The organism is Ferrigenium kumadai (genome assembly GCF_018324385.1).
Taxonomy (GTDB): domain Bacteria; phylum Pseudomonadota; class Gammaproteobacteria; order Burkholderiales; family Gallionellaceae; genus Gallionella; species Gallionella kumadai.
Window position 1 is genome coordinate 2,484,629 of the sequence record NZ_AP019536.1, and the last position, 12,382, is coordinate 2,497,010.

At 51.0% G+C, this 12,382-nt stretch carries 12 protein-coding genes; all 12 read right to left on the bottom strand.

Annotated features, from left to right (window positions below):
- Nucleotides 1–23: 23 nt before the first annotated feature.
- The 12 genes from FGKAn22_RS12025 to FGKAn22_RS12080 all read right to left on the bottom strand — a co-directional run bounded on the left by FGKAn22_RS12025 (nucleotide 24) and on the right by FGKAn22_RS12080 (nucleotide 12,362).
- Nucleotides 24–1,073 (bottom strand): glycosyltransferase family 2 protein, encoded by a 1,050-nt coding sequence (locus FGKAn22_RS12025; protein ID WP_212785873.1) that lies wholly within the window; start codon nucleotides 1,071–1,073, stop codon nucleotides 24–26.
- Nucleotides 1,074–1,154: 81 nt separating this feature from the next.
- Entirely contained in the window at nucleotides 1,155–2,504 is a 1,350-nt protein-coding gene (locus tag FGKAn22_RS12030) for a lipopolysaccharide biosynthesis protein (protein ID WP_212785874.1), read from the bottom strand.
- Nucleotides 2,505–2,537: 33 nt separating this feature from the next.
- A complete protein-coding gene (locus FGKAn22_RS12035; protein WP_212785875.1) occupies nucleotides 2,538–3,278 on the bottom strand; it encodes a class I SAM-dependent methyltransferase in 741 nt (246 codons plus the stop codon).
- Between the two features lie 19 nt (nucleotides 3,279–3,297).
- The gene (locus tag FGKAn22_RS12040; protein ID WP_212785876.1) at nucleotides 3,298–4,590 is read right to left on the bottom strand and encodes an O-antigen ligase family protein; all 1,293 of its coding nucleotides are present in this window, start codon (nucleotides 4,588–4,590) and stop codon (nucleotides 3,298–3,300) included.
- Nucleotides 4,559–5,842 (bottom strand): hypothetical protein, encoded by a 1,284-nt coding sequence (locus FGKAn22_RS12045; RefSeq protein WP_212785877.1) that lies wholly within the window; start codon nucleotides 5,840–5,842, stop codon nucleotides 4,559–4,561. Before FGKAn22_RS12045 ends, FGKAn22_RS12040 begins: the two co-directional genes overlap by 32 nt.
- A gap of 18 nt (nucleotides 5,843–5,860) precedes the next feature.
- A complete protein-coding gene (pseI, locus tag FGKAn22_RS12050) occupies nucleotides 5,861–6,919 on the bottom strand; it encodes a pseudaminic acid synthase (protein WP_212785878.1) in 1,059 nt (352 codons plus the stop codon).
- Nucleotides 6,912–7,439, bottom strand: a complete 528-nt coding sequence (pseH, locus tag FGKAn22_RS12055; protein ID WP_212785879.1) for a UDP-4-amino-4,6-dideoxy-N-acetyl-beta-L-altrosamine N-acetyltransferase — start codon at nucleotides 7,437–7,439, stop codon at nucleotides 6,912–6,914. Before pseH ends, pseI begins: the two co-directional genes overlap by 8 nt.
- The gene (pseG, locus tag FGKAn22_RS12060; RefSeq protein ID WP_212785880.1) at nucleotides 7,432–8,547 is read right to left on the bottom strand and encodes a UDP-2,4-diacetamido-2,4,6-trideoxy-beta-L-altropyranose hydrolase; all 1,116 of its coding nucleotides are present in this window, start codon (nucleotides 8,545–8,547) and stop codon (nucleotides 7,432–7,434) included. The genes pseH and pseG overlap by 8 nt, the downstream gene beginning before the upstream one ends.
- The gene (locus FGKAn22_RS12065; protein WP_212785881.1) at nucleotides 8,528–9,316 is read right to left on the bottom strand and encodes a nitrilase-related carbon-nitrogen hydrolase; all 789 of its coding nucleotides are present in this window, start codon (nucleotides 9,314–9,316) and stop codon (nucleotides 8,528–8,530) included. The genes pseG and FGKAn22_RS12065 overlap by 20 nt, the downstream gene beginning before the upstream one ends.
- Complete coding sequence (locus tag FGKAn22_RS12070; protein ID WP_212785882.1) at nucleotides 9,313–10,677, bottom strand: glutamate-1-semialdehyde 2,1-aminomutase; 1,365 nt, start codon at nucleotides 10,675–10,677, stop codon at nucleotides 9,313–9,315. Before FGKAn22_RS12070 ends, FGKAn22_RS12065 begins: the two co-directional genes overlap by 4 nt.
- Nucleotides 10,678–10,699: 22 nt before the next feature.
- Entirely contained in the window at nucleotides 10,700–11,497 is a 798-nt protein-coding gene (locus FGKAn22_RS12075) for a cytidylyltransferase domain-containing protein (RefSeq protein WP_212785883.1), read from the bottom strand.
- The gene (locus FGKAn22_RS12080) at nucleotides 11,484–12,362 is read right to left on the bottom strand and encodes a Gfo/Idh/MocA family oxidoreductase (RefSeq protein WP_212785884.1); all 879 of its coding nucleotides are present in this window, start codon (nucleotides 12,360–12,362) and stop codon (nucleotides 11,484–11,486) included. The genes FGKAn22_RS12075 and FGKAn22_RS12080 overlap by 14 nt, the downstream gene beginning before the upstream one ends.
- Nucleotides 12,363–12,382 lie beyond the last annotated feature (20 nt).

Genomic DNA, 12,382 nt, shown 5'->3' on the forward strand with positions numbered 1-12,382 from the left:
TCTAGCGTGACATCACTCCACGCCTACGACCTCTGCAGCAATCGCCTCAACCTATCACGAATAAAACTCATGCCCCGCCTTAGGTCCCCCCTGGCCAATCGCCCCAAGGTCATAGCCAAAGTCCCCCACATGATGGCCAGCGGCCTTGGCAAGCGGAGAATCGGGCGAACCCAGTACTTAAATAACAGGCGATCATGAAAACGGGCATTCAGGGCCAGATCAGTCCCCTCCAGATCACCGCGTCCCGATGTCCGCAAATCCAGCATATAAAAAGGATAATAAGTGAGAAGCCGCCATGTCTCCAAGGACCGAAGCGCTTCTTTGCTAAGACCGTATTGAACGTGCTGATCGATGATCGACCAGAATTCATTTACAAATACCTTGTAATATTCGTAGGAGAATGAATTTTGGCGCTTGCTGGCAACGAGAAACTTTTCAATATACAAGTTACTCTTAGCGGCCAGCGCAGCCCGTAAGACCAAATGGAAGGTTGCCAAATTGGTATGAATGAACTGCCTGCTATCTACATTGCTTAGCATGGTGCGGTTGATTACCAAGGCAGATGTCAGAGTGAAATACTGGCTAATGGAAACCAAGAACCTGCCAGCGTCGTCGAACCGGCGTATCCGCCCCTCCCCACCAGGGTTCTCAAGCCTGTAATCCTTGTCATACCCGTAAGGTCGAAGACAAATCACTCCATAGTCGCCCGCGGCCAACTGTTCCAGAAGCAGGCTAAGTGTTCCGTTGCACAGCACATCGTCATCCCCGAATAGCAGCAGGTACTTTCCGTTAGCGAGATCGACGCACTGCGCAAAGTTCAGTGCCCAACCCAGATTCTCCGCATTGCGCACATACCGGACAGGCAGACCGTCCTCCTGTGCTTCACGAACAACGTCCGGGGTCGCATCCGTGCTGCAATTATCCGAGACAAGGACCTCGACCAAATGGTGACCGACGGTGTCAATTTCCGCCTTCAGCTGCCGAAGGTTCTGCCGCAGATACTCTTGGCGGTTCCAAGTGGGGATTGCGATCGTTAGTAGGGGGATGCGGCTGAACGTCTTTATTTCGGTCATGGTCAATCTTCAGGAAATGTGCAAGATGCTGTCAGTAAACTTATGCCAAGAGCATCTCTCGCGAAACATTACATCGCTCCATCATGCGGGAAGGGGCAAAAACACTGCAGCGAATGTCATTGCAGAAGCAAGCGCCAATATCGTCCATGGCGGCCTGATTGTCCAATGCCGACTTCCTGCCATCCACATTGTAATGGACTTAATCACCATTTGGAGGGGGAACCCCAGGAAAATCCCGATTGGCCCAAGAGCAATCATGCAGATTACCCAAACCACCAGCCCCACGCCTCCTGACCATAATGCAAGACGCATCAACTCACGCCCGAATCCAGCCACGAGGTAGTAATTTTGGCCGTGCCACCAAGGAATACAGACAATATATCCCACTATCAATAAAGCAAATTCGAGGCGGTAATTTCCGTAATAATTTAAATTCCCGCCAATGAATCCAGTAACCCAGGGCAGCAGGCCGACAGCAAGAGCACCGGCTACGCCAAGTACAACGGCAAGAATGGAAAAAAAATATCGATTCTGTGGCTCAGCTTGATCCAAGTGACCCTCGTTGAACATCCGGTAGAAACGTGGCGCCCATACCATGTTTAAAGAATTGGCAATCATCTGGCCGATGGACGCGACCGTAAACAGGAAGGTAAAGGATGCAACATAACTGGGCTCGAACCGCAGATCGATAATGAAATTCATGCCGTATCCGCTGAGCCAGCCGAAAATTCCCATGGCCAAAAACGGGGCGAGAACAACAATGTCGCGCCGTACGCGCAAAAAGTTACGAACTTGGCCAACGTAGATCTTCCCCGCCAAAAACAGAGCCACGAGAGCAAGGCCTGCACCCAGAAAGCCAAGGCCAAAAATCGTACCCAAGTCTTGAGACCACCAACCACCAACCACCAACCCGATGACGCCACCTAGAGGAATGCCGGCACTCGATAGCAGCGAAGCTGCATGACGCTCCTCAATGCGATGGAAACTGGCTTGCAGAACTCCGTAACTAATCGACGCGCCAAGCAATATCGCAAAAATAGCCGGGCCCAGCAAATCCCTCTTCAGAACGACCATAGCAATAATCGGCGCTACCAGAATCAGGGATAACGATGCCATCACCCAAAAGAGACCAGACATCTGTCGAAACAGAAATTGCCGACGACGACCAGAGCTGTGAGTCTTCAGACGTCCAGCGGTAACCTCTGTCAGTCCCATCACCGCAAACGTGGCCATAGCGCCCTGCAAAGCGTAAAGCATCCCAAAATCAGCATAGGCAGCTGGCGACAGCACCGACGCCAGCAACATGACGACGAGAACAAGGGCGCCTTTGACTCCAATATTCGCCCCTGTAAACAACACGGTCCAGAAAAAAATCTGCCGTCTTTCCGTTGTGAGAGCCCCTGCTTTCAAATCAAGCCGCCGATTTTTCAAGAGGTGCACTGAGCATCTGTGCATGGAGCCTGGTCACGGCTTGCGTTTACAAACGACGGTAAGCGCTCCTGACCAGACAGCAGGAAACCGCTGGCGCAGGATATCCAAACCGAACTGCTTTCCTTTGTCTCCGTATCCAGTCCAAAGAACGGGTTGCCAACCGCAATCACGCAAGAGGATATCAAGCGACTGCCGGGTGAAAGTATGAAGATGCCAGCCATCCCAGCCCTCCTTACGCCATTCGTCGACCGGCCTTCCAGACCCGGTAAGCGGTTGTTTCCCCAGCAAAAGCTGAACTACGTATTTAATGTACCCATAATTTGGCACGCTGATCACAAAGGTAGAATCGCGCGAGCCAATGCGGTAAAACTCATCCAGAACGATATATGGGTTCAGGACATGTTCGATGGTGTCGAGCGACAGAATCAGGTCCACCGAATTGTCCTGAACCATGGGAAGGGTATCGTTGACCGGAGTAGTCAGGGTTAATTTGCCGTTGGCGACGCCACGCGTCTGACTCATGTCATTCCAGGCGTCCGCGATATTCTTCAGTGCACCCTCACTGATGTCGACTCCGGTTAAGGAAGTAAATCGTTGCTCCAGTGCCAACGACAACAACAGGGAGCCCGATCCAGCACCATATTCGAGAACCGAACCCGACAGACCCTCTAATAGTGGATAAATAGTCAGGTCACGCCCCCGCATCCCGTCCCGGGGATCCCAAAAGCGTAACGCGTCATCTTCATAGAATTGTTTCAAGTGCACTGAATGCATGGCAACCGAACTCCTGTAATTAAAGGGCCGTGTGAGTAGTAGCCTGTGTATGGAGCCGCACAGGATCACTCTGAGTGAGTAAAGCATTTCTGGACCGCGCGCAGTCCCGGACGTGATTCACATACATTCCCACCAGGAAAGCCAGGATGAATGCACCTTGGGATTCCTTGAAGGTTTCGTGAAAAAAACCATAGATCAAAATTCCGACCCCACCCCAGAATAAATCCGCATGGTGACGCCGCAAAAACCGAAACACGTTGTAAAGAATGAGTATCCAAACCAGAAAACCCAGAAAACCCACCCGCAGAAGCACGTCCATGTACTGGTTGTGAGCGGAACCGGTAGTTACGTTGCTCAAAACCCAACTCCCGAGGTACCCGGACCCGAGGATGGGATTTTCAAGGGTGTGTTGGAGAATGGCCGTCCAGATGACCAGCCTTGTTCCCTCCGAGCCTTTCGAGATCAGGACATCATCTGGTGGCGGCGCGCCGGCTGAGAGCAACTCTGCCGGAATTATCATTGCAAAGAACTGGCCATAGCGCACCAGAATAGTCTCGCTGAAGAACTCGAAAACCACCGGAAAAAACATGTAGGCCACTGCAATCAAGGACACGCTTGCCAATGCACCAGTTGTAGCAATGCGAAGGCCCCGCCAAGACCAATTTTTTCGATGTATGACGCTCGACAAGAGATACAGCCCGACCGCAAAGCTGAGGGCGATAACAGATGAGCGGGAGAAAGTCAGCAATATCCCGGCAAGGATCAGAGAAAGAGCACCAAGCTTTGCAAGCTTAAGGAAGGCGGTCCGGGCAGGGAAATAAAGGAGGACGAAAAAACCAAGGATGTAAATAAAGCCAAATCGTTGCGAACCCACTATATTCTTCAATTCCCAACCGGCCGCATTACCCCCCGCAGCGAGGAAGCCCACAAGAGCCTCCCCTGCGAACAAGCAGGAAATAACAACGAGCGCCCACCGGAAACTATTTATCTCCGGCATCCCAATGCGTGTAATGGCAAATGCAAATACCGTCATGAAAATCGCAAAGCTCACGGTTGCCCGTAGAAACTGATCTCCGGAGGCCAGCAATGTGAAGGGCAGGCTAAAAAGAAAAATCAGGGAAAAAATGACGGCGGCAACCGAAACCCACTCGTTCGGTTTATAGACTTTATGCGCCACAAACAATGACACGGCAGCGAACAAAACGAAGCTGTAGTTTACACTGAGCTCGCCTATCGAGATTGGCCACAGGAACAGCGTAAACAGGATCGTTTTGAAGCGGTTATGCACGCGGTCGCTCGCTTCCAGGTTCATGACAGAGGTTCTGGATGACTTCAACCACTCGCGTGGGCATATCTTCTGCAGGCAGCGGACCGCTGTTGGTCTTGATCCAGTCCGCGATATCCTCGCGACTCATTCTCCTCCGCAGTTCTTCGAGCAACCCGCCAACGTCGGCAAGATCGTGTACGAATGCAGACATGGGGTAGCTGGTGAGCACGGTCCCATAGCGTTGGCCGGCGAGCTTGCCGTATTGGGCCAGTAGCAGCGGCATCCCTAACAGGCTGGGAATCACAGCCGCCGAAGAAGGCTCGACCAATGCCGCTTGGGCTCCCTGCAATCGGTGCACGAATTCCTCTTTGCCGCATAGGGCAATCCCCAACTCCTTCAGCCGCTCAGGCAATCCGGTGCGGTAATGCGCCGGGTGTAGCTTGACCACGAGATGCAGCCCTTGCCGATCAAGCGCCGCATGGGTATCCGCAAGGTGGCTAATGAACGCATCCTGATTAGCAAAAACAACCCCGGCTTCAATCAAAGCGGTGTCTATGTAAATGATCTCGGCACTTTTTTCTCGATCGAATGAAAGCCAACTCCCGAGATCCTTTTCCTGCAGACCGAACCCAAGCAGATCCGGATTGCCTACTGTATGAATACATCTTTCAGGAATCCCGTAGGTTCTTGCCATGTGTGAGACATCTGCCTCCGCATACACACAACCTGCCGTCGTGGTTGCTGCTCGAGGCGCGGGGATATTCTTCAACTGCAACTTCGCCGATATTTCACGGACGAAATCCAGCCACACCGACAATGGGGCTCCAGTATCAAGCAACGACTTCCAGTAAACCGGCCAGATCTTGGTCAGGTTCTTGCCCAGGCGCGTCCGGACAAGATTCAGCAATTTAATCCAGTTAAGCTTGTAGGGCCGGTCTGTGCCGGGGTCGACCGCCTGAACGGTGACTAGACCGTGGTAAACATGCAGAGTCGGAATTCCCAGATACTGGCAGTAATTGTTGAAGGCCTGGTGTGCCAGCGCGCGAGTTGAAAAGAAAAGGACGGCCGCTGGCTGCTCCTTTTCCAATATTTGCCTGAAGGACATCCTTCCATAGTAGGAGATGTCCCTGACCTCCAGCCGTCCGATCTTCTCCTCAACAGGGCGATTCAGATCGTGTCCCCAAGATCCTATGTGTACCAGAATGAGGCGATAGCCTCGCTTTTCCAGTTCCGGTACGAGACGTTCAAAATGTGGACTACCTTCCGTCCAGCTGTCAAAACCCAAAATCGTTTTCATCGGCCAATCAGTAAAATTTCACTCATCGATGAGCGGCAAAAGCACTGGTGTGTATCTGTCAACATCCACTACCACACGCTTACCAATAATATTCATCAAATATTTGGGGGCCAACCCAAATCCCGGGCGAACGCTCCTCACCGAGTCCTCGGTAATCACGTCGCCAGCCTTCAGGTCTTTTACGAAATACAGGGATCTCCGGAACTTTACATTCCCCAGCTCGCTGGACTTGCGCCCGTAATCTACCCGCCCTAATGCTTCCCATGCGGTTCTGGCCCCCTGGCACAGAGCAGCCAGTTCCGCCGGCTCCAGAGAAAAGCTGTCGTCCGGGCCTCCTCCATCTCGGTTCAAGGTAAAGTGTTTTTCGATAATCGAGGCCCCCAGTGCCACACTCGCAATTGCAGTAGTGTTATCCAGAGTGTGGTCGGACAGGCCGGTTACCAAACCAAAACGGCGAATCATATCAGGGATGGTACGCAGGTTGTAATCCGCCGCTGGAGCGGGGTAACCGCTGACACAATGCAAGATGGCAAGCTCCTTGCAGCCGCCCTCGCGGGCCGCTTCGACTGCTTCCCGGATTTCCTCCGCATCGGCCATCCCGGTGGAGATGATCATCGGCTTTCCTGTGCCCGCGACATACCTGATCAGCGGCAGATCAACGGCCTCGAACGAGGCGATCTTGTAGGCTGGGGTGTTGAGGTCCTCAAGCAGATCGACTGCCGTATTGTCGAAGGGGGAACTGAAAAGGGTGATACCGATCCTGCGAGCATGTTCGAAGAGCGGAGCATGCCACTCCCAAGGCATGTGAGCCTCGCGATAAAGGTCGTATAACGTGCGTCCATCCCACAAACCGCCCCGAATCCTGAAATCTTCGCTGTCGCAATCCAGCGTGATTGTGTCAGGCTTGTAAGTCTGCAACTTGACGGCATCGGCGCCAGCTTTCTTTGCTTCTTCGATGATGCGTAGCGCCGTCTCAAGCTTACCATTATGGTTGGCTGAAAGCTCGGCGATGACATAGGGTGGTGAGTCTGCACTTATTGTGCGGCCAGCTATATGGATACGTTGCACTTCATCCATTATTTACCTCAGTTCTTGAGTTCCATTCTTCGCGCAAAAGCCCAAAGCAGATCAGGTCGTGATAGCCGTCAGCGCCTTTATGTTGCTGGCGCAACACTCCCTCCTGCTGAAAGCCAAGTTTACGATGGAAACGGATTGAGGCCTCATTAAAATCTAACGCTTGACCGCATACCTTGTGAAGCCCTAACGTCCCGAAGGCGAAATTGAGCACTGTCACACCGAGTTTGTGTCCTGAGCCTTTCGCTGCCCCCGGCGCAGCGTAGAATCCCCAGTCAGCGATGCCCCCCGGCGCCACGCCACTAAAATGAACAAAACCGAGCGCCATCCCATCCTCTTCTACGATCAGAAGACGCCGCGTGGGATCTTGGGAGTTCCGTTCATACCATTGCCGGTGCTCAGTCAATGAAATCTCATGCTGAGTCAGCATATAGCGGCGTATGTCGGGCTCATTACGCCAAGCCAATACCTGCTCGAGATCAGCATTTGTCATGCTACGGATTTGGCAATTCTTCTCAGTCATTTGCATTCGTTATCATAGCTGCGAGGCGGCTAACGCCAGCCCCGTCGGTAACTGCGATACAGGCTTGCTGCATGGCCAGTAACCTTTGCGCGCCCAGCAAGAGCGAAATCTTTTCATGTAGTTCTACGGCAAGTTGATCGCCGCTTTCCAAAAGTAACACGGCACCCATTTCCTTGAGTGCAGCAGCGCCTTCCCGTTGGTTGTCCGCCAATACCATTGTAAGAGTTGGTAAGCCCAAACAGCAGCGCTCCCAAGCTGAAGTACCTGCGGCCCCAATCGCCAGATCGCTGTCGGCCATCAGTTTCGCCATGTCCTGAACGTTCACCAGAACTTCTGTTGCCCAAGGAGTCTCCTTGGCCTTTTCTCGTACTTTAGTCAACCACGGCGCATGTGGCCCCATCACGACGGTAATCCGACAGTCCGCAGGCAAAGAGGAATCTTTCAGAGCATCGAGTACTCTGGTGGTGGCGTTGTCTTTGTCGACACCACCCATGGTAATTAGCAGGTGCTTGAGCTGTGGCGAGGCACGACGCGCGAGACTGTAATTGCGCAGAGCAGCGAACTCGGGGCGAATTAATGCGTATTTCGGACCGACGAGGACCGTGCAGCCGGCCGGCACCAAGTCAAAGTAGTCGGCAGCAACTCGGCCAGAATTTTGGTCCAGCAGCAGATCACAATCGTGCAGGCGATCTGCAAGGTCGTCAATAACCATCAGATGACGGCAGGCGGGGCGGAGTTGCCGTTCCCAGTTGGCATCGATGGCGTAATGATCGACAACCAGCCAGTCAGCTACGGTCTCGCCAATGCCAATTTTTGTCTGCGCCGCATCTGTGGGCCAGTCAGAACCGAGCCAGGCAGCGTGCGTACATTCCCTCGCCGAGGACGAATTGTAGTGAGCGTATTCCAGCTCAGGCAGAACATGAACCTTAAAACCGCGTTGACGAATCAAATCGGTAAGGTTCCCTGGATGTGCGCGGCAGACAAATCGACAGCGCGCACCCCGCTGCTGCAGGGCGTCGGCAAGAGTAAGGCATCGCATGACGTGGCCCGTGCCGATGTTAAGCGAAGCGTCGGCACGAAAAACGACATCACGCATGGATTCCTGCATAAACTGCATCCCGTCGCGAGGAGATTGTTGGGAACTCAGCACGGTAATTGCCCAAGGCTTGTGTATCGAGGACAATCAAATCGAGAGTATCCTCAAGTGCAATCATGGGCAATTTTTCACCGGAAGGAAAATAACAACACGTGCTTTTGCAGTATTCAACACCATTGCCGTCCGTTCCCGTCCGATTCACCCCCAGCATGCAGTACTGATTCTCGATGGCCCTGGCCCTAAGCAAAGTGTCCCAATGCAGGAACCGACGGGCTGGCCAATTTGCAATATTGATGACGAGGTCGGCACGACGCGCCATCGCGGTATACACCTCAGGAAAGCGCAAGTCGTAACAAACGGTTAGCCCAATATTGACATTGTCGATATTCGCTACGGCAAGCTTCTCCCCGCCCTTAAAGACCCGATCTTCCCCCGCATGGACAAACGGGTGAATCTTGTCATATTCGGCCAGGACGATGCCCTTCGAATCAACAAGTACGGCTCGATTCAAGTAGAACCCTTTGTCCTTGGCGATATAACCAAACACCACCGCAATTGAGTATTTTCGTGCGATTGATTGAAAAAAATGGGTGGTTTCAGAATCCGATATGACCTCGGCAAGCGATTCCGCCTCCATGCAGTAGCCGGTCAACGTCATCTCTGGAAAGACAATTAGTTGAGCCCGCTCCTTTGCGGCGCGGGCGCATTGCCGTTCACAAGCAATTCGATTGACCGCCTTGTTCTTCCAAGCCTGATCTAGAGACGAAACCGCTATTTTCAATTATTCCATTTCCTAAATACTGGCTTTACGGCATCGCCTATCAACTCTTTTGACACCGCATCATTTGAAATTACTGAGCGCAGCTTAGCCCCCGTTTCCTCGATTGCTTCCACGGTGTAATTCAAATGCTCGTCATTATGCGAGTGCGTGATGCTTATCCAAGGAATCAATATGCCTTTATCAACCATGTATTGATGGAAAAGCGTATGCAGTTCCGGCCAAAAATCGCCATTGGCTTTCGTACAAAGTATCTGCGGATTGGCGTCGAAACCAATAATTTTAACGTGATCGTTTAAGCTATTTTTCGATATGGCGTCTTTGACGCGAGCTTTCATGCGCCCGCCTAAAGACCAGACATGGGAAGTGACGTTTAGCCTATCGCAAGCCTTCAAAGTCGCAAGAGTCGCCGACAGGCCTACAGTTTCAGAACCATGGGTTTGAGACAATAAGAACACGCGTTCCTTATCATGGTGAATCCCTCCCAACTCCATAAGCTCCCGCTTACCGGCCAGAACAGAGCAAGAGTAGCCATTAGCAATGGCTTTGCCAAAGGCTGCCAAATCTGGATAGATGCCATACCTATGGTGAGACCCTCGAATATCAAATCTCATGCCCGCAATGTTTTCATCAAAAATCAGAACCGTGCCAGTCGCTTCGGTTTTTTCTCGCAGATATTTCAGGAAATTCGTATTGTTATCTCCATTACGGCTAATCCCTTCCACGGTATAGTCACTATCCCTCGGCTCTGCATAAGGAGAATCGTTTTTTACGGGTTCTAGAATTACTGCAGCAATCTGCCCCGGATATTGATCAAAGGCCTGCTCCACGCTTTCGATATCGTTATATTTAAACTTAAGCGTGTATTGGCGCTCGGTATCCAGCGTGCCAGAGTTCATTTCGGTTGAGCCAATGAACCAATCGTGGATTGCAAAAAACGGATGGGAACTGCAAACCAGCACATATTTGCGTCCGGTATAAGCACGGGATAATTTGACCGCGGCCGTAGTAACATCTGAACCGTTTTTTCCGAACTTGACCATCTCCGCACACGGCCAAAGACCCACTAAATATTCGGCAAGTTCATATTCTAAAATTCCTGGCCGAGTAAAGTTGGTACCTTTACGAATAGCGGCACATACCTGATCGTCTACCTCATCAAACGCATGGCCAAGAATCATCACACGATTGCCCATGGCCCAATCGATAAAACGTTTTCCTTCAATATCCCAGCACTCAGCTCCCTTCGCGTGGGACATGATTTTTGGGGCATTAGCTGGGAACTGGTCATCGCCTTTGCTATAGGTATGGCTGCCACCCGGAACAATTTGATGGAATCTCTTGTTAATCTGGTCGGAATTCATGTTGATGCCTCTGAGTTGTGTACTATCTGTGAAATATCGATGGTGCAACACTAACCCTTTTTAGAAAGGGGCCTGCATTATTGTAGCTATCATAATAATGAGCGGGTATGTATTGCTGATTATCGCGGAACACATCGCCGGCCCCCTCATAGAGTTCAATAATATTTTCCAGTGTGAGCTCGGGCCCTAACATTTTATACACTTTCGAAATTACATCGAAATCTTCCTTGTAATCCAAGGTAAGGCGTATTTTGAGAAAATATTGCTGGGGGCACTCAAAATTTAAAATATTTCTATGCTCCTCAAAAAAATAGGGGATTACATGCTCCCTTTGATGAGCGGTTTTTGCATTTAAAAACGCATCAGAAAGACTCTCGAACGAAAAAACATCAACATCCATTCCATCCGGAAAGGAAAGAGGGAGCCGGTTCGTGACTAATTCATTCGTCTTATGAACTGATAGATAAGTATCGATGGCGTAATCCACTATTTTGGGGTCTATTAATGGACAGTCTGCCGTAATCCTCACGACAATATCAGCGTTATACAATTTGGCAGCATGATAGTACCGACCCGTTACATCATTAAGATCGCCACGGAACACATCAACGCCGATGCGATTGCATTCCGCCTCTATCAAATCATCGGATTTATCGCTGCTAGTTGCCACAACAAGGGAACACTTGCTCTCGACTTTGCGCAATCTATTGACCAATACACCCAGCATCGTTGTATCTGAAATTTTGTATAACACCTTGCCAGGCAAGCGACTCGAAGTCATTCGAGCTTGGACAATGATAACCGTATTACTTTGATTCATAATTGTTTAGCGCACCTTTTTCTACGACATCAATTGCCGCCATAATTCGATCTCGGTGACTTTTGGGGTGTTCTACAGAATCATCAACAAATCTAACCAGCGCTTTCTTGAAGGCTGAAAAAGAATCCCTAAAGACAAGCTTCTTACTGCCAGCTCTCCCGAAGAATTGAATTTCAATACCTGTTGGCAGCGCCCCCAGGGACGTGAGGTTACAGGTCACCCCTGATTCCCATCGTAAACTCACTGCGGTACGATCTTGGGACTTGATACATGAATATTTTTCAATATTACCCTGCGGCCCTAAGTTCTCTAAAATCGGATCTATGGCATGAATAATGTATTTATCCCAGCTATTTGGCACCAAGCCGGTCACATGAGAAATTTCGCCTATATCAATCCGGTCTTGATCCGACAACAGCAATTCAGAGGCAAAACGCAGGGCCGAACAAGAAAAAATCTGGCCAGGGTACTGCTCCAGAGCAAACAGTGCCTCGGCGTCTGATACGGATAGCGCCATGGGCTTGTCTATATAAACCGGAAGCCCGGCTTTCAAAAATGGGCGTGCAAATTCAAGATGGTTCTCTGCGTCGTCCCTCGCCAACAGTACGCCATCAATCTGGCCAATCATTTCTTCCGGCCTGGCCACCACGTGCTCGATCCGTGAGGCTTTGGCAATATGCTTGGACTGTTCCAGTGACTGTGTCCAGATATGGCTTACCTGGGCATTTGAAATGAAGTCTTCCGGGTAGCGTTGTTTCGACAGATAGTCAGGAATGACCGGAAAGCCACATTGCTGCATTGCCTCCATATCGTAGCCGTTAAAAATGGCAGACCAGGAATATGGATGCCCGTTACCTTTACTCATTCCGAGTACGCCAAGCCGCA

Bases quoted from the DNA above. Each gene is read 5' to 3' on its own strand.
- FGKAn22_RS12025 (WP_212785873.1), bottom strand. From the start codon at position 1,073: ATGACCGAAATAAAGACGTTCAGCCGCATCCCCCTACTAACGATCGCA.
- FGKAn22_RS12035 (WP_212785875.1), bottom strand. From the start codon at position 3,278: ATGCATTCAGTGCACTTGAAACAATTCTATGAAGATGACGCGTTACGC.
- FGKAn22_RS12040 (WP_212785876.1), bottom strand. From the start codon at position 4,590: ATGAACCTGGAAGCGAGCGACCGCGTGCATAACCGCTTCAAAACGATC.
- FGKAn22_RS12045 (WP_212785877.1), bottom strand. From the start codon at position 5,842: ATGAAAACGATTTTGGGTTTTGACAGCTGGACGGAAGGTAGTCCACAT.
- pseI (WP_212785878.1), bottom strand. From the start codon at position 6,919: ATGGATGAAGTGCAACGTATCCATATAGCTGGCCGCACAATAAGTGCA.
- pseH (WP_212785879.1), bottom strand. From the start codon at position 7,439: ATGACTGAGAAGAATTGCCAAATCCGTAGCATGACAAATGCTGATCTC.
- pseG (WP_212785880.1), bottom strand. From the start codon at position 8,547: ATGCAGGAATCCATGCGTGATGTCGTTTTTCGTGCCGACGCTTCGCTT.
- FGKAn22_RS12070 (WP_212785882.1), bottom strand. From the start codon at position 10,677: ATGAATTCCGACCAGATTAACAAGAGATTCCATCAAATTGTTCCGGGT.
- FGKAn22_RS12075 (WP_212785883.1), bottom strand. From the start codon at position 11,497: ATGAATCAAAGTAATACGGTTATCATTGTCCAAGCTCGAATGACTTCG.
- FGKAn22_RS12080 (WP_212785884.1), bottom strand. From the start codon at position 12,362: ATGAGTAAAGGTAACGGGCATCCATATTCCTGGTCTGCCATTTTTAAC.